This is a genomic window from Bacillus sp. SJS, from assembly GCF_000732485.2.
Lineage (GTDB): Bacteria > Bacillota > Bacilli > Bacillales > Bacillaceae > Metabacillus_B > Metabacillus_B sediminis.
In genome coordinates, this window is record NZ_JAQV02000009.1 from 46,808 (window position 1) to 63,848 (window position 17,041).

A 17,041-nucleotide genomic window follows, 5' to 3' on the forward strand; every position below is an offset into this window, starting at 1 on the left:
CCTTTTTTCAGCTTAGTATACTCTTGTAAATGTTTTATAGTGATCGCTTGTTGTGTAATAAAGTCCATCATTTGAGAAAACGACTCTGGAAGCGTTTCTGCATCCGGAAGTGTAGTACGCATCCGCTTCATAATAAACGCGTCCTGATTTAGCAGGAAGCAATCCTTCACGGTTGGAGAACACGTCTCCTCCAATGCTATAGCCAGGAAGAACATCCGCCAGGTTGCATTTGCTTGATACCCATCCATAGTATGAAGCTTCAGACTTCGTTACAAAGTTCGGAGGAAGCTCACCGTACGCTTTAAGATAATCAATAATCCCATCAAAGCTCGTAATAGATTCAACTGCTGCTGCCTTCGCTTGAGGAGCTTCGTTCGAAACCGGGCTCAAACCGCCAAACGCCAATGCAAAAATAAGAGCAACCATCGCACCAAACTTCATTAGCTTGTTCATTCTTCCATACCTCCAAAGTTAGTATTTTTTAAATACAAGCTTAATGATACAGTCGATTTTTGTCAGAATGGTTAAGGAATTGTAAAGAATGGTGTATATGGATAAAAATGAGAGAATGTTACTAAGAGACGGCAGGTAAAAAGACGAGAGAATGGATTTGCTTTCTTTTTTATGTATTTTCTTTTGCTTATGTTTTCAGGTGTGGATGGAAAACCGGGTAAAAATTTAGTTTAGTCTTGGCTGATTGATTTCCGTTGCACAATGCTTAACCACCTAGTGTGGCGGGCGGTGAGCCTCCTGCTTTGCGGGTGCGGGGTCTCACCTGTCCCGCTGTTCCCGTAGCAGTCAAGCATCTTCCGCTACAATCAGCCTTACTATGTATAGGTAGAGAACCATGTTAAAAAAGAAAACAAAAACCCGGAAATGCTTTACTCGTTTCCGGGTTTTATTGCATTTGGCAAAAGCTATTTGCCCCATAACTCAGCTAGTCTTCATAATCATAGTACAATTCATCCGCATGCTTTTGGACGTTTTCCTTCAGGTAGGCTGAAATGAGTTCGGGCCTCTTGATTAGCACCCAGTCCCCAAATTTGTCAAATTTTCTGGCGGAGGTTTTCATCCCGAACGGAATCGTTCCGAACATTTTATTATTTCTGGATCCCCAGGCTGAGAGTCGCTTGGCAAAATCACAATCCTCTGCCATCAGCATCTCCTCGTTAAATCCGCCGATTGCTTCAAAGTCCCTTCTATAGCACCAGAAGATCCCCACTGATATCCATCCATATTTTAAGAGAATAGGGATGGAAAGCGTTGTTACCGATGCCATAATTCCGAGAGACATCCGGTCAAAATGGCCCGTCACACCGCCGCCTATAAATACGCCGGTCGATAACAGCTGGTCGACAGTTCTCAGCAGGTACTTGTTCATGCATGTATCCGCATCAATCGTAATCACTATTTCTCCCCTGGCGATTCTAGCCCCTGCATTCCTGATTTTAGACAGATTTTTATCCTCATTTTTTAAGGTAATGCAGTTGTAGGTTTGTGCGATTTCCTCTGTCCGGTCCGTGCAGCGGTTTAAGACAACGATTATTTCAACCTGACCCTGATAAGACGCTGACGCTGCCATAATGGAATCCAGACATTTCCCAATATACTTTTCTTCATTATGAGCAGGGATGATAATAGAAAATTTAATAGGGTTACCCTCCATTCTCAAAACTTCTTTATCTATTTCTATGAGAGTTTCGCATAAGTGCTTGTACAAAAGCCTGATTTCAGAAAAAAACTGCTAGTATTCCAAACAGCCAAATAAAAAAGAGGCTTCTCAATGGACAAGAAGCTTCTTTCTTATGAGTCATGTGAACTTATCGCGCCTAACGTTAGGAGATATTCTCTTTTTTCAGCGTCCGCTCCGTTTCCCAGTAGCTTGCATTTTTAATTCCTAATGCCTTAGGATCAAAAACAGGATCCAATCCCTGCTTCTTCTGTCTTTCATAATCCTTCAGCGTAAGAAGTGCTGGTTTGGCCAGAATCAAAATGGCAATGACATTCAGCCATACCATAATGCCCAGTCCTGCATCCCCGAGCGCCCACGCGACTTCGGCTGTTTTGACTGCTCCATAGAAAGTAGCCGCCATAATGACTAGCTTTAGTACAAGTGTAGTCCACTTGCTATTCTGTTTGAATAAATACGTAAGATTTGTCTCCGCGATATAGTAGTAGGCCATGATTGTCGTGAAGGCAAAAAAGAAAAGAGCAATAGCGACAAATCCCGCACCAAAGCCGGGGAGGACACTGTCAATGGCAGCCTGAGTATATCCAGGGCCCGCTTCAATACCTTTGAGATTGTTCACAATGAAAGAACCGTTTTCCGCCTGCGTATTATACATACCTGTAAACAAAATCATGAAGGCTGTGGCTGAGCATACAAACAAGGTATCAATATACACAGAAAATGCCTGTACCAGCCCTTGCTTTGCCGGATGGGACACTTCAGCCGCTGCGGCTGGATGGGCCCCCGTCCCCTGGCCTGCCTCATTCGAGTAAATTCCCCGTTTTACTCCCCATGCAACGGCCATCCCAATCAGACCGCCGAAGGCTGAATCTGCGCCAAAGGCACTTCTGAAAATTAACCCAATCACATTCGGCAATTCGGTAATGTTCATGATCACGATAATAACGGATAAGATTATGTATCCAAGTGCCATAAAAGGAACAATCAGCTGAGCTGCATTTGCGATTCTTTTTGTCCCCCCAAAGATGATAAAGCCTAATAAAACAACAACCGCTATCCCAGTGATGGCCGGAGATATTCCGAAAGCATTCTTCATCCCCAGGGCAATCGAATTGGCCTGCACTCCCGGCATCAAAACAGCCATGGCAATGATGGCTGCAACAGCAAATAGAACGGCAAACCATTTCCAGCCTATACCCTTTTCAATGTAATAAGCCGGGCCGCCTCGATATTGACCGTCCTGCTTTACTTTGTAGATCTGTGCCAGAGTAGATTCAATAAATGCACTGGAAGCCCCGATAAAGGCAATCGCCCACATCCAGAAAACAGCCCCCGGACCTCCAAAAGCGATGGCTGTAGCCACACCTGCAATGTTCCCCGTGCCGACACGTCCGGAAAGCGCAATGGAAAGCGCCTGAAAGGATGAAACACCGGCTTCCGAGCTTTTCCCCTGGAACATCAGCAAGATCATATCCTTAATGTGCCGAACCTGCAAAAACCGGGTTAATATAGAAAATAAAAGTCCTACGCCAAGCAGTATATAAATAACCGGGGTGCTCCATAAGATACCGTTTAAAGCTGTTACAAACTCCGCCAAACTGCCACTCTCCTTTTTTCTGAAAATTCCTTCTAATAATTATATATTAGGCGTAATATTCCCACAATAAATTTGTCAACTTTCCTCACAATTAAGCTGAAATGGATAGCTGCAGCATCCTATTTTTGCTCCCTTTCTGCCAAAATAAAAAGGATGCCCAAAAAGTTAGACTTTTTGGACACCCTTATCATTACAGTTTATCGCTTTTTAAGCAGCTCACATTGTGCTGATGTCAATGACAAACCGATACTTCACATCTGAAGCCATTACCCTTTTGTATGCTTCATCAATTTCATCCGCCGAGATGACTTCAATTTCAGGAGCAATGTTGTGTTCAGCACAGAAATTCAGCATCTCCTGTGTCTCACGAATGCCGCCGATTAATGAACCGGCAAATGAACGGCGGTGCGCAATAAGAGAGAACACGTTTAATGATAGCGGTTCTGCAGGAGCCCCTACATTTACTAAACTGCCATCTAGAGTTAGAAGGGAAAGATAAGCATCCAGGTTAAGCTTGGCACTTACCGTGTTAATGATCAGGTCAAACTTTCCGGCAAGCTTTTCAAACGTCACCGGATCACTTGTAGCATGGTAATCATCGGCACCGAACCGCATGCCGTCTTCTTTTTTCTTCAATGATTGAGAAAGAACCGTCACTTCTGCGCCCATCGCGTGTGCAATCTTAACAGCCATATGGCCAAGACCGCCGAGACCAACAACCGCTACTTTTTTGCCAGGACCTGCTTTCCAATGATGAAGCGGAGAAAATGTTGTAATGCCCGCACAAAGAAGCGGTGCTGCTGCATCCAGCTCAATATTATCCGGAATGCTTAAGACAAAATCTTCTACCACAACAATATGCGTAGAATAGCCGCCTTGAGTCGGCTCACCGTATTTATCAACACCCGCGTAGGTCGGAATATTTCCTTTTAGGCAGTACTGTTCCTCTCCCTTGCGGCAGTTCTCACATTCACCGCAGGAGTCAACCATACATCCAACTCCTACCCGGTCACCGACCTTGTATTTGGTTACCTCGGGACCTACATCTGTGACAATACCCGCAATCTCATGGCCAGGCACGAGCGGATAGTTCACCTCGCCCCATTCTCCATGAGCCGTATGAATGTCGGAATGGCAGATTCCCGCAAATTTAATTTCAATCAAAACATCTTTCGAATCTAAATCGCGCCGTGTAATTTCAGCTTCTTTAAAGGGTTTGTCCGGACCGTCAACAGCTCTTGCTTTAGCAGTAATCATAGAAAAACCTCCAGTAAGTAGTAGATTCATTTTTAAGAGAAACATTGTACAGGGTAATATTCTTCCTTTATCTATATACCTGTTTTTTCTCTTACGAAACTATGTTACCTCTTATAGTTAACTCTAGGTCAAGAGATAAGCTTTTTTCAATCTGCGGGTTTTGACACGCATTCACTCTCGTGATAACTTCAAACGTAGAGTTAACTCAAGGTCTATATATAAACCGGAAAGGGAGATTACGAATGAATACCTATTCGATCAGTGAAGCGGCAAAAGAATTGAATCTAACCGTCTATACGCTGCGATACTACGACAAGGAAGGACTCCTCCCTTTTGTAGAACGGACAGCAAGCGGAACGCGATTGTTTAAAGAGTCTGATATCAGCGCGTTAAAAGTTATTGAATGCCTGAAATCCACCGGGATGCCTATAAAAGAGATTAAAAGTTTCATTGATTGGTGTTCTGATGGGGATTCCACACTGCAGCAGCGGTATGACATGTTTATAGAACGAAAAGCAACGGTTGAAGCACAAATGGAAGAATTGAAGAAAACAATGGAGGTCATTGAGCATAAATGCTTTTATTACAAGACGGCATTGGAGGCTGGGACAGAGGAGATTCATAAGAATGGGAAAATAGAGATTCCTGTTACCCTTTAATAAAAGTGGTTGGTTATTTAACTTAGATTTGTTTAGGCTGATTTCCGCTGCAGGGCTCCCTCATCCAGGGGCGGGCGGTGAGCCTCCTCCTCGCTTCGCGGCTGCGGGGTCTCACCTGCCCCGCTGCACCCGAAGGAGTGTCGCCCTTCCGCTTCAATCATCCTGACTCAGGATTTAAACTTAAACAGGGAGACGCATAGAATGGGTCTCCCTATCATGATAATGTTACTTTTCATACGACCTCTAATTTTACTCAGTAAACCTTAAATCCCGGTTACCCTCATTCACAAACTTCGGTTTTTTAAAAACACTCTTTCCATCCTGCAAGCTCTTCTTTTTATATTCACTGAAACCGGTCAGCTCTTTTCCCCTCCATATCCAGCGTGTCTCATTTTCACCCTGCTCGAGGTAATAGAGGTTATGGTCAATCCGGTTCCCTTCATTTTGTTTAAAAGGATTGCTGATTAAAAGCTTCGAGCCTCCGGCGACCAGTGTATTGTTCTCGATGCGATTTTGCCTGGCGTTATATTGGAGATAGATTTGCCCGCTATCCTGTAACTCTGTATCATTTTTATACAGGATATTTTCAGTGATGGTGGAGTTAATGGTATTCCCGCGCTCCTCGTCGTAGCCGCCTATTGAAATTCCGGCGCTTTTATTTTCATAAATGGTATTTTTTCTGATGGTGATATAGCTTGTGGATTTGCCTTTGTGCTCGCTTGCTGCCTCAATGCCGATATCATTCTTGTAAACTTGATTATGTTCGATTGTAATATTCTTCCCGCCATCCACATAGATTCCGCCGGCCGTATACTCATTCCCGTAGGCGGGGTTCCAATAGCTCGATACTTGATACACGGTATTATGACGGATGAGTCCATTTCTTGCCTGATCAAAGGCATCATCCGGGGACGTGCCCTCAAATCCAATTGCATCAATGCCAATGTTATTCGTTCTTCTGATCACATTGTCCTGAATTCGAAAATTCGTTACATTGCCGTTGACCGCCAGCGCCTCACTCCAGCCAAGCTTCATGTCCTCGAGGGTGTTACTTGAGATAAGCACATTTTCAATTGCCTGCGGTGCCTTTGTTCCGTAAACCGCAATTCCATGTGCATTCCCGTCCGGGTGCTGCGTTTCAATATGGTGAATATGATTCCGCAGAAGCTGAATGCCTTTTCCGCTCCCGCTCACCGAGATTCCGATGGGCAGGGAATCCTCTTGTTTGGTTTTGTAATTTCTGATTTCCAGCCCATCGATTGTGATGTAGCTTTTATTGTGGATGGATACCAAGCCTTGATTATCCCAGGAAATTTTTACGCCGGTTCCGTCAAGGATGGCCTTTTCCTTTGGATAAGCCTGAATGATGATAGGAGCGCTGCTTAGCCCTGATTTTTTGATCATAACCTGTTCCTTGTAAGTGCCTTTACGTACATAGATGGTTGTGCCTGGTTTGGATTGATCCACTGCTTTTTGGATGGTCTTGAGCGGCTGCCGGATTGTTCCCGGGCTTTGATCGCTTCCAGTGGGGGCAACGTACAATTTAGTTTCAATTACAGCTTTTGAGCAGTTGACCAAAAAGAATGAAGAAATGATCAGAAAGACCGTTAGAATTATTTTTTTCATGCGGGAATGCTCCTGGCTTAGTATTTAGACTTATTAAAAATATCGGTTCCAGACCGATTTTTTTCACCATAAAAACGCGAACTCCATAAAAATCCGCGTTTTGTTTGGGCCAGCTAAAGCCTTACCCTGACTTCAGTACCGTCCTTCGCTTTGACATCAACCAGGAGCAAGCCTTTATTATTTTTCAGTTCGCTGACAAATGGTGTTAGCAACTTTTTGTCGATGGGCGGAATCATATAGCTCCAATTCTTTTCCGCCAAGTAATCTTTTGTCCATCTGTTTACATTTCGGCGGAAAAATTTTGAGGACAGAATCGCAATTCCAATATGAAGAATGGCATATGGGAGAGGGATTGTGAATCGTACATCTTTCGTTTTCACCTTTAATTGCAGCATGGCACTACTCGATGATGACAGAAACGGTATCCCCGTTTGCCGACTTCACATCAACGATTTGGCCATCCAATTCGTTTTCAATTGCTTCGATTAATAGATTGATGTCTATATCTTTCACATACTTTTGAGATTCAGGGATACTCGAGGCGATTCCGTGGCCAGCCACTAACATCGCCTTCAAAAGCTTAATTGGCAAATTGACGGACACGTTATCATGTTCAGTTGATGCAACACGGACTTTTAATGTTTTATCTAAATATTTATCCGTTTTTTCAAACCGCTTGCTGCCTGTTTCTTCTTTTTCTTTTAAGACTTGAATCAGCTCTGCTCCCTGACCGGCATCAATTTTCCCTTCCTGCACCATGGTTAGCACTCTTGTAATTTCCTCTTTCATAACCCTTCCCCCTTATTCATCTTTTAGCAGCTTAATGGCTTCCTCTGGAGTGATCTCGCCATTTTCCAGCATCGTAACAATCTTTTTTTCGTCCGCCTCATTTTTCTTCTTTTCCGCATAACCGAGGGAAGAAATGATGTCTGACAGTTTGCCGCGAACGGTCGGATACGAAATCTTTAATTCCTTTTCAACCTCTTTAATATTTCCTCTGCATGTTACAAACACTTCCACAAAATGAAGCTGATCCTTTGATAGAGAAGCCAGTTTGGATAATTCAAATTCATTTTCAATCGTCGTGCTGCAATGACTGCACTGCAGCCTGGTAATCTTCAGCGATTCACTGCAGACAGGGCAATTCGTGATTACTTCATAAGCCATTTTGGTAATTCCTTTCGTGAGCTTTGATTTGATTATAATTGCAAATCACAAAAATTAAAATAACAATATTAATTATTTATATAAAATAAATTAATATTTTTAAATTCCATATAGATTTTATTTATTTTACGCTGGAATTATCTTCTCATAAGAAAAGCTTCTCAAAGATGAACTTCGAGAAGCTTTATTACTCATTACAGTTTTCAATGAAATAAAAGGAATAGATATTAGCAAATGATTGCTATTAAAGAAGCACAAGGCCGGTTCTTCTTCGGAGGCAGGAAAACCGTCCCTGTGCTATAAATAGTCTGCTGCACCTATTTCCTGTTTTCACTAAAGTTAACAGTGTCTTTCAAATCACTGCCGTCTTCCATTGAATGTCTGCCGGCCATCTTTTTCACAAATTCTTTAACGGTTTTGATGCTGATCCCGGATTCCCAGTATTCAGCAATTTCAGGCGTCACCTTAATCAGAACGACATCCTCGTCTTCTGCAGACGTATTCAATACTTTTTCCACCACAAAATTCATGTACTCCTTCTTCTTTTCTTCATCCTGGACACACTCCGCCGTCCCGCTGATTGAGACGTATGAACTGCCTGCGTAGGCAAGGTTAACAGCGGGATTATTTTGAATCTCCCTGTACTTCTCTGTATCTTTTTTGGTGATAAACCAAATCTCTTCCTGCTCCATCCTGACTTCCTGCGTCTGCATCGGCCGTGACATCAGCCTGCCCTCCGGGGAAATGGTCGTCAGCATCGCTACCTTCTCATCTTTGATCAGTTCTTTAATTTTTTTAAGAGTTTTCTCGTTTTCTGATGTTTCGTTAGACATTATGGTTTCCTCCTTCTAATTCTCATCAGCTGCTTACCATTTTCTTTCCCTAATCGGTGCTGCCTAACACTTTTAACAGCGAACGGCTTTTGTTCCATAGGCTCTGTTGAACTTGATCTTTAATTTCCAGGCGTCCGATTACTGCGTGCGGTGCATAGAAATTCAGCAGTGTCCAAACACAGTCATTACATACATTTCCAATACCTCTAAGCCGTGCCAGTCCCTCCTGCATTTACATATGGATAGTAGGTACCATTAGAATGGAGGGACAAGACATAAACATTCTCTTTCTTGAAAGTCACCCGATGTGGATTTATGGTCTGCCAAATGGATTTAAGGACGCAGGTCATACGGCTATCATTTCCGGGCCTATTAGTATTGAAACGATTTCACCGATGATAGAAGCGGTGAAACCTGATCTTATTGTATCGATGGGCTGGACGGAGGAGCACTGGGAGGCAAAGCAACTATGGATTAGAAGTGCTCTGAAGAAGGCTAATATCCCGTTTGTATATTGGGCAACGGAGGATCCTCTTCATACAAAAAATTTCACACTGCCGCTAATCAGCAGAATGAAGCCCGATCTTGTTTTTACCGTTACTCCATCTTTAATAAAAACGTATGAGGAGCTAGGGATAAAGGCTGCTCACCTGGACTTTGGCTATCATGACAGCATTCATCATCAGATTCCGCCTCTATCAAACTACCGCAGTGACATTGCAGTGGTGGCGAATGCCTATCCAAAATTCATTAAAAATCAGCCGAATGGATACCGTGCCTCTTCCTTGCAAACGCTGATTGCGCCTTTACTGCAAAAAGGGATTCGTATTGACTTCTGGGGGAAAGACTGGGAGCATATGGAGAAATATTTAGGAAACAAAATTCCTGATGATTGGATTCATGGATATGTAGATTATCGGGATGCCCATAAAATTTACAGTTCCGCAAAAATCGTCATTGGTCTGCAAAACTGCGAAGATCAGCTTACACAGCGCACCTATGAAATTCTTGGATCAGGGGGATTGCTGCTAACCAATGATACACCTGCAGTAAGGGAAAAGTTTATACCTGATCAGGACTTAATTGTTTCAGCCTCCCCCACGGAAACCGTTCAAAAGGTTGAATCCTATTTAACGAACCCGATCAAAAGGGAACTGGTTGTAGCAAACGGGCGGAACTCCGTCAAACTAAATTCGTACAAGCAGCGGGCGGAGGAAATGCTGCTGCATCTAACAAGCAGAGGAATTCTGAAAGACACACCAAAATCACCCGAAGGCGGAAGATGGATTAACTATGAAACCTCTAGTATTCATCACGTAATGCCGGGTGAAACCTTAATCGGAATTTCAAGCAAGTATAGCCTTCCCTTCATGCAGATTATGAGTATGAACGGCTTGACTTCGGACAAGATTTATACCGGACAAATTCTTAAAATTAAAGAGAAAAATCCAGCTCTTATTCCCCGTGCGCTGAATTCGTGGTTGAATATCGCGAATAGATTTTTATAGAAAGCTTTTAACGGAGATATAAATGTATGGAAGCGAGAGGGTAAATTCATTTTGGCTTCTCGGAGATCAACTTACAAAAAAATAGAGCCGTTCTGATACTGATTGTTATCGGGCGGCTTCTGCTAAAGCGATTATTTATTTATTGCACTCAAATAAAGATTAAGCGAGTCTTCTGCTTTTATAGCCACCAACTCAATAAAATCATCATACTCTTTCTTCGTATGCGCTTTATCTAATGCTTCATAATAAGCCAAACGATTTTCCATCTTAATCACAATTGGCGGAAACCCGTCCTTCATCAATTCTAGATTTAACAGCAGCCTAGATGTCCTGCCGTTGCCATCAATAAATGGGTAAATTCCAACAAAAATAGCATGTAGCTTGGCTGCCCGGACAATCGGGTGCAGGTTATCTTCTTGTGCTTGTTCATACCAGACCATCAGCTGTTCCATTTCCCCTTATATGAGATAGGATGCTGGAGGGATATGTTTAGCACCGGAAATAAAAACCTGCTGGTCTCTATATGCACCTGCATCTTCATCATCAATGCCTTTTAGCACAAGCCGGTGTAAGTTATTAATTTGCCACTCCGACAAAGGTTCTTCCTTATGTACGATCTCTTCTGCGTACGTGATCGCATCACGATGATTGATAACCTCCAAATGTTCACGGAGGGTTTTTCCGGCAATCGTAATTCCTTCCAAAACCACTTTCGTTTCTTTAATTGTTAACGAGTTTCCTTCAATTGAATTCGTATGATATGTCCATTCGAGAAATAGCTTTTCGCGTAAACTTCTGGCTGTATATTTGGGCAGTGGCCGATTGATATCCAGGATAGCTTTAATCTGATTAATTCGTTCGAACATGGGGATCAACTCTTTCATAGCTAATCTTAATCAGATTACATTAAAGTATTCCACATAAGTAACCAGCAAATTTTAGTCAAAAAATTTAATCTGCTGATTCTCTCTTTTTTCATCCTCTAGACCATAGCCTATATTTTTGTATCCCTTTAGTCGCTTTTCAAACATTTTCTTTAGTTCCTCAATATTTGAATCTACATAGTCATATACTTTCACTTCGTTTTTATCTGCATGGTTTCGATGAAGCCTGCCAACATACTGCTGCAACGTTCCTTTCCAGGAGATTGGCATTGTCAGAAAAAGCGTATCTAACCTGGCATCGTCAAATCCCTCTCCAATATATTTCCCTGTTGCAATGAGTAATCTCTCTTCACTGTCAGGTAAATTTATTAATTTCTCCAGTGCTTGCCGCCGTTCCTTCTTTTTCATGGCTCCTGAAAGGATGATGATGTTTTTGGAAAATCCTTTAAAAAGGTCATTAAGAGCATTTACATGATCCAAACGTTCAGTTATTACAATCGGAGAGCGTTTTTCATCCAGAGCTTTAAGAACGTCATCAAAGATCAGATCGTTCCGTTCTTTATCAGCTGCTAACAAAGAGTAGATCGCTTGTATGTCTGTTTCATCCGTTTTCATTAGCGTCTCTCTTCTAACAAGAGTTTGTTTAAACGGCCGAATATTTGCTTGTTGCTTGCGATCCGTTTTATATCTTACAGGTCCGCATTGCATAAAGATGATGGGGTGCAAGCCATCTTTCCTAACTGGGGTTGCTGTTAATCCATAAACTTTCTCTGCTCTGACGGCTCTCAGTACCTTTTCAAAGCTGACAGCAGAAATATGATGACATTCATCAACAATAATCTGCCCGTAATGCTGCAGTTCAGGTTTTGATACTCCATTATGATTAAGCGATTGAATGGTTGAAACATCAATGTTATATGAAGGGTTGTTTTTCCCGCCGCCAATCTGGCCAATCTCTTTTACTGGAATGTTTAAAAAAGATGATAATTTCTCTTTCCATTGCTCTACTAATTGTGTGCGATGCACAATGATGAGAGTATTGATTTTATTTCTGCTAATTAACGCTGCAGCTGTAACCGTTTTTCCAAAACCAGTATCTGCTGCCAATACCCCATTATTATACTCAGCCATGGAGGTAACCGCATCCTCTTGCTGAATCGTAAGCTGGCCATGAAATTTAGCATCTATAGGCTTGCCTGAAAATTGATTGTTCACCTTTTTAATAGATATTTTATGCTTGACGAAAATTTCCTCTACTTTTTCCAGAAGACCTCTTGGCAGTATGAGCGTGTTATCACTTATCTGAGCGCTGTCAATCATTCTGGGAATCCGATGCGTGGAAAAACGTTTTGCTTGCGCTTTGAAAAACTCAGGATTGCCAAATGCCGCAAGTTTATGTATTTCATTAAGAATCTCGTTAGGTAATAAATTCTTAGGGATTTCGATACCTTGGTTTAATTCAATGGTAACTTCTTTAGGTAAATCGATGTTCTCTATTTTTTCTTTTACCTCTATAGAGGTTTCTTCACGGGAAAACTCTGTTACAACTTGTAAAATGTTTTTCTCAGAAATTTTTTTGATTGATGATAGATATTTCCATTGATTCTCCACCTCCTGTAATGAATCATCAACAAAAACACTGTTTCCTTTCGATTTTGCCTGTTTCTGTAGAGGGAGAGCGATTAAATTGCCAAAACCGCCTTTGGGCAGCAGATCTTGGTTAGGAAACATTCGGTCAAAGGAATCCATCCCAACTTCAAAGCGTTTCTCACTTGTTTTCGATAATAGTATCATCCCAAGCTTCCTAGCCAGCGAAGCACTTATTGCCTCTTCAAAAAAGAACCACACATGAGCCCCATCTCCTGAACGGGAACGTTCGATGTGATACGGCAGCCCTAGGTTTTTACAGGTTTCAATAAATGCACGGACATCATCCTGCCATTGTTTCTTATCAAAATCCACAGCAAGAAAATAACACGTATTATCCTCAAGCAGCGGATAGATTCCAACAGTTTTTATTCCATTTAAATGTTCGTAGATCACTTGGGGAGTTAAAGGAGTAAATAATCTGTGTGAGCAATCCTGGCACTTAATTTTAGGCTTCCGGCAAAGCTCTTTATCCCACTCGTTTTCACATGCAGGTGCATAGCCCGATTTTCCTGTGGTACTCGATTCCCACCGTTTAGCAAAAACATCAGATCTCCCCCGGAAGAGGTTCATAAATAGGGAAATTGCAGCTTTTTCTTTGGGAGTAAATTTGGCTGCAATTTCTGTTTCATTCGAAATTTGATGTGGGGAAATATTACGGCCTTGCGCTTTATATAAATCCTGTTTTAGTTGTATATTTTCTTTCTTTAGTCTATTGATTTCTTTTAAGGCTTGATTGAGCTGTTCCTGAATATTCATGAGACTGCTCCTATCGTTGAGGTCTTTGATTCTAGTTTAGTCAATAGAGGAGTTGTTTAACAGGGTTAATTAATATAATGGAAGATTTACGTAAAGGTGAACCTCATCGGAAATGAGTTAAATTCATAAGAAAAAACGAGAAATCTCAAAGGTTTCCCGTCAAGACAGATGGCGCAAATTAAATTCTGCCCATGTGATTTTGATCTGTAGTGTGTATATTGAAATTTGTTAGTAATTTGATAGCTGGCTAAGAATGAAATCAAACTAGATGACTCTTATAGAAGCGATATAGTTCATATATATCCCTTTTTGTTACTCATACCAATTGTTTTAAGTATGTGCACAACAACATACATGGGGTATAGTAAAGTTTTTAATTATAAAAAATAAGAGTTATATCAATTGGAAATACTATATTACTGAATAGCTTATAATATCTTGATAATACACTATTCTGAAAGGAATTCCCCAAAATATCCAACAAAAAAAGAGACGAACTAACAATCGTCTCCATTTTGATTATTCGTTTTGTTCAGCCTCGTAGCGTTGGATAAGGTTGAATTGTTGTTCGGCTTCTTAAACTTTATTGAAACAAACGGAATTCTAATGTCTACACCATCAAACCATTTAACAAGTGCTTTCATACGCACCGCCCCCTTTTTCACCAAATTCGCTACGGACGCTTTCGCGCTAAGCCTACTCGCCTCGGGGAACGAAGCTGAACAAAACGAACATTTAATTACAACTATTATATTACAGGTTACTTTCCTTCGCAAATAGTTCTCTAATTTTATCGCTATTTCAGATAACAGCATAATAACCAATATATATAATTCATTATCAATCTAATAGTGTTTTACACTAGGTCTATAGAATATACCTGTAGGTAAACGCAATATTTAATGAAAAAGTAGTTTGAATGATTTGTTTATAATAGTTTCACCTACTTCACCTTCAGAACATTATCAGGTAAGACAACAGCTGCCTGTCCCGTTTCTTTTTAATAAGTTCTTATATGTTGTAAAAAGTTCAGATGATTATTTGTCGTTGTTGCCCATATATTTTGTCGAATATAGCCTAAGTTTTTTTCTTGCTCTTCTTTATTTGTAATGGTCATACTGAATGCTTCCCCAAAATCAGAAACCCCACGATTGCAGTTTTGTCTTACTTTCGTTCATTATCAGCAGACTTGCTTCACAATGTCGTTTGTGTGCGTAACCTTAATTTTTATGTTCAAAGAACTGCGAGAACAAATTTATAATTCACACAAAAATCTTAATGATTTCTTTAAAAAGAATGAAACCAGAAACAGACCCATCAATTTATGATGAGTCTCTCATTTAAAATAACGTATTTATTTCTTTGAACATTTTTTCAAACCGACATAGTGTATCGGCAGAAAACTCTTCAGTACTTAGACCTAATTGAGTAAGCTTGTGTGCAGGGCGATAATGATTGTATCTTGGTTTACCTATTACCTTGTTTATTTGTTTGATTATTTGGTTGGTGTTTGTGTCTAACTGTTCGAACTTAATATCTTCGAATTCATCAAATGCAAAATTAAACCATTCTATATATTCCTCTTTATCAAACAAATCTTCAATATCAGAATATTCACCATCAATATTTGAAAATCATCAAAAAATCTAATATTTTTCGCCTTAATAATACGTTGCATAATTAAATCTTCTACTTTTCTCTTTCCCTTTTGATCTGTAAAAGAGTCTAATAAACATACGACATTCAATTTGCTCCCTCTTAGTAAAGAGATAAAAGAGGAAACTTTGTCTAAGCCACCAACAGGAACAATTGTTACATTTTCTTTTAATCCTGTTCGACCATTTGATTCAAGAACACTACTCATTACTGTCAAATATAATAAATCTGCAGGTCCTTCAACTAATAGGTTGTTTTTTGACATATATAGATTTTGAGCTAAATCATAACCCAAAGCTGCTTGCAAAGGAAATAAAGTGTCAGAGTCTTTTTCCTCAATAGCATCTGAAATATAACTCCCTTTTTTCGGATCCATTGAATCAAAAACTGTACGGACTTCATTTAACTTTGCAGAGTCAATCATGAATGGAGAGTGAGTTGTATAAATTACTTGGTAATCTGATGATAATTTTTCAGCAATAAATTTCAGTAAATCATTTTGCGCTGAGGCATGAAGATTTAAACCAGGTTCATCAAGTAAAAGAATGTATTTTCCTTTTTCAGAGTTTTGTATTTTACTAAACCATACTAAGAATGAGAAAAACCAAACAAAGCCTTTACTTCGATTTTTCAGAGGTAATGACACTCGATGCTTGGTATTTCGGATTCTTATATTCAGTATTTTATCTTCACTTATAATTTGATTATGACCATTCTTTTGAATAGAAGTTTCGATTTCAAACTTTATTTCAAGGTTATTATTTGTGGTCCAATATTCTAAAAATTCATCCGTAATTTCGTTTGATGTTGCTTCGAGTTCAGATATAAACGATTCAAAACTCTCAGCGTTCTGCAATTCTTCTATATCTATATTTGCTAATTCAAAGAGAGCTACTGAAGTATTAAATTCCTCTTTTGTAAAATCAGCATCAATTTGTTCATTTTTTAATTTATTAATACTTATTCTAGAAGGAATTGAATAATATTCATTAAAATACCAAAATTTAGGCAAATTGGGTGCTAGATAATACTTGACTACGTGACCCTCTAGAATGTTATCCCAAGGGAAAGCATTACTAACTATATTCTCATTTAGATGATTACCAACCGATATGGCCTCTTCTTTTTGAACACACAATTCAATCAGTTCTTTCAATGTTTTGGCACTCTTTAAAAATTCCAAGGTCTCATCACTAAGGTCGAATTCTTCCAATAAATTATCTATATATTTACGTTGATTTGTTTTCAAACCTTCATATCGTTTTCTATCTTTATAATCAACACTTACTGTAATCTCTTTAGATGTAAAAACTCCTTTACCAATGTCATAATCAATGGTATTAATTAGTTCATCATCTAGTTCAAAGGTGCATTTTACAACTTCTACGCTCTTACCGGATTTTTGGAAACTCTTCCACTCATTTTTAGGAAAATCAAAGGTATCGTTAAATTTAAATGCAGGATCATTTTCAAAGTAATTGAACTTAGCGAGGGCTTCAAGGAATGAGGATTTTCCAGATTCATTTTTACCCACAAAACGGGTAATATGATTTTCTATGTCTACAACTTGTTCGTTGATAAAACTCTTATATTTATTAATAACGACTTTTTTAAGCTTCAAACTTAAATATCCCCCTTAGATGACAAATATCGATATTTCCCCCTATAATATACCATTTACTGTATTTATAAGTCTAATTTATACTATGATTTTAGTGTCAGTAGATTTGATGAGATTCCTTAGATGCTATATTAATA

The 17,041-nt window shown here is 39.9% G+C and carries 14 protein-coding genes and 1 pseudogene; 2 read left to right on the forward strand and 13 right to left on the reverse strand.

What is annotated here, in order from left to right; all coding sequences use genetic code 11:
• Window positions 1-12: 12 nt before the first annotated feature.
• The 4 genes from AS29_RS05035 to AS29_RS05050 form a co-directional block, all read right to left on the reverse strand.
• Window positions 13-453 carry a ribonuclease domain-containing protein gene (locus AS29_RS05035; protein ID WP_035408381.1) on the reverse strand — a complete coding sequence of 147 codons (441 nt, stop codon included), beginning with the start codon at window positions 451-453 and terminating at the stop codon, window positions 13-15.
• A gap of 484 nt (window positions 454-937) precedes the next feature.
• Window positions 938-1,666 (reverse strand): glycosyltransferase, encoded by a 729-nt coding sequence (locus AS29_RS05040; RefSeq protein ID WP_035408384.1) that lies wholly within the window; start codon window positions 1,664-1,666, stop codon window positions 938-940.
• A 169-nt stretch (window positions 1,667-1,835) separates the two neighbouring features.
• On the reverse strand, window positions 1,836-3,287 hold the full coding sequence (locus AS29_RS05045) for an alanine/glycine:cation symporter family protein (protein ID WP_035408386.1): 1,452 nt from the start codon (window positions 3,285-3,287) through the stop codon (window positions 1,836-1,838).
• Between the two features lie 216 nt (window positions 3,288-3,503).
• Window positions 3,504-4,544, reverse strand: a complete 1,041-nt coding sequence (locus AS29_RS05050; RefSeq protein ID WP_035408388.1) for an NAD(P)-dependent alcohol dehydrogenase — start codon at window positions 4,542-4,544, stop codon at window positions 3,504-3,506.
• A 242-nt stretch (window positions 4,545-4,786) separates the two neighbouring features.
• On the opposite strand from AS29_RS05050, the gene AS29_RS05055 reads away from it, so the two are divergent.
• Complete coding sequence (locus AS29_RS05055; protein WP_035408391.1) at window positions 4,787-5,203, forward strand: MerR family transcriptional regulator; 417 nt, start codon at window positions 4,787-4,789, stop codon at window positions 5,201-5,203.
• A gap of 249 nt (window positions 5,204-5,452) precedes the next feature.
• Here the strand turns inward: AS29_RS05055 and AS29_RS05060 are convergent, their stop codons facing one another.
• The 5 genes from AS29_RS05060 to AS29_RS05080 all read right to left on the reverse strand — a co-directional run bounded on the left by AS29_RS05060 (window position 5,453) and on the right by AS29_RS05080 (window position 8,829).
• Complete coding sequence (locus AS29_RS05060; protein WP_035408393.1) at window positions 5,453-6,829, reverse strand: right-handed parallel beta-helix repeat-containing protein; 1,377 nt, start codon at window positions 6,827-6,829, stop codon at window positions 5,453-5,455.
• A gap of 113 nt (window positions 6,830-6,942) precedes the next feature.
• A complete protein-coding gene (locus tag AS29_RS05065) occupies window positions 6,943-7,224 on the reverse strand; it encodes a hypothetical protein (protein WP_035408396.1) in 282 nt (93 codons plus the stop codon).
• 4 nt (window positions 7,225-7,228) lie between these two features.
• Window positions 7,229-7,618 (reverse strand): SHOCT-like domain-containing protein, encoded by a 390-nt coding sequence (locus tag AS29_RS05070; protein ID WP_035408397.1) that lies wholly within the window; start codon window positions 7,616-7,618, stop codon window positions 7,229-7,231.
• 12 nt (window positions 7,619-7,630) lie between these two features.
• Complete coding sequence (locus AS29_RS05075) at window positions 7,631-7,996, reverse strand: DUF2089 domain-containing protein (RefSeq protein WP_035408399.1); 366 nt, start codon at window positions 7,994-7,996, stop codon at window positions 7,631-7,633.
• A 317-nt stretch (window positions 7,997-8,313) separates the two neighbouring features.
• The gene (locus tag AS29_RS05080; RefSeq protein WP_035408400.1) at window positions 8,314-8,829 is read right to left on the reverse strand and encodes a pyridoxamine 5'-phosphate oxidase family protein; all 516 of its coding nucleotides are present in this window, start codon (window positions 8,827-8,829) and stop codon (window positions 8,314-8,316) included.
• Between the two features lie 275 nt (window positions 8,830-9,104).
• On the opposite strand from AS29_RS05080, the gene AS29_RS05085 reads away from it, so the two are divergent.
• Window positions 9,105-10,337: a glycosyltransferase family protein gene (locus AS29_RS05085; protein WP_035408438.1), complete on the forward strand. Its 1,233-nt coding sequence runs from the start codon at window positions 9,105-9,107 to the stop codon at window positions 10,335-10,337.
• A gap of 131 nt (window positions 10,338-10,468) precedes the next feature.
• Here the strand turns inward: AS29_RS05085 and AS29_RS05090 are convergent.
• From AS29_RS05090 to AS29_RS05100, 4 genes and pseudogenes are all read right to left on the reverse strand, one after another.
• A pseudogene (locus tag AS29_RS05090) lies at window positions 10,469-11,203 on the reverse strand (Fic family protein).
• 72 nt (window positions 11,204-11,275) lie between these two features.
• The gene (locus AS29_RS05095) at window positions 11,276-13,627 is read right to left on the reverse strand and encodes a TOTE conflict system archaeo-eukaryotic primase domain-containing protein (protein WP_035408403.1); all 2,352 of its coding nucleotides are present in this window, start codon (window positions 13,625-13,627) and stop codon (window positions 11,276-11,278) included.
• 497 nt (window positions 13,628-14,124) lie between these two features.
• Window positions 14,125-14,271 (reverse strand): hypothetical protein, encoded by a 147-nt coding sequence (locus AS29_RS21275; protein ID WP_156505871.1) that lies wholly within the window; start codon window positions 14,269-14,271, stop codon window positions 14,125-14,127.
• A gap of 926 nt (window positions 14,272-15,197) precedes the next feature.
• On the reverse strand, window positions 15,198-16,904 hold the full coding sequence (locus AS29_RS05100; protein ID WP_051860699.1) for an ATP-dependent nuclease: 1,707 nt from the start codon (window positions 16,902-16,904) through the stop codon (window positions 15,198-15,200).
• Between the last annotated feature and the right edge of the window lie 137 nt (window positions 16,905-17,041).

Coding starts and splice junctions, on each gene's coding strand:
- AS29_RS05080 (WP_035408400.1), bottom strand. CDS start 8,829: ATGTCTAACGAAACATCAGAAAACGAGAAAACTCTTAAAAAAATTAAA.
- AS29_RS05040 (WP_035408384.1), bottom strand. CDS start 1,666: ATGGAGGGTAACCCTATTAAATTTTCTATTATCATCCCTGCTCATAAT.
- AS29_RS05075 (WP_035408399.1), bottom strand. CDS start 7,996: ATGGCTTATGAAGTAATCACGAATTGCCCTGTCTGCAGTGAATCGCTG.
- AS29_RS05060 (WP_035408393.1), bottom strand. CDS start 6,829: ATGAAAAAAATAATTCTAACGGTCTTTCTGATCATTTCTTCATTCTTT.
- AS29_RS05095 (WP_035408403.1), bottom strand. CDS start 13,627: ATGAATATTCAGGAACAGCTCAATCAAGCCTTAAAAGAAATCAATAGA.
- AS29_RS05050 (WP_035408388.1), bottom strand. CDS start 4,544: ATGATTACTGCTAAAGCAAGAGCTGTTGACGGTCCGGACAAACCCTTT.
- AS29_RS05055 (WP_035408391.1), top strand. CDS start 4,787: ATGAATACCTATTCGATCAGTGAAGCGGCAAAAGAATTGAATCTAACC.
- AS29_RS05035 (WP_035408381.1), bottom strand. CDS start 453: ATGAACAAGCTAATGAAGTTTGGTGCGATGGTTGCTCTTATTTTTGCA.
- AS29_RS05070 (WP_035408397.1), bottom strand. CDS start 7,618: ATGAAAGAGGAAATTACAAGAGTGCTAACCATGGTGCAGGAAGGGAAA.
- AS29_RS21275 (WP_156505871.1), bottom strand. CDS start 14,271: ATGAAAGCACTTGTTAAATGGTTTGATGGTGTAGACATTAGAATTCCG.
- AS29_RS05065 (WP_035408396.1), bottom strand. CDS start 7,224: ATGCTGCAATTAAAGGTGAAAACGAAAGATGTACGATTCACAATCCCT.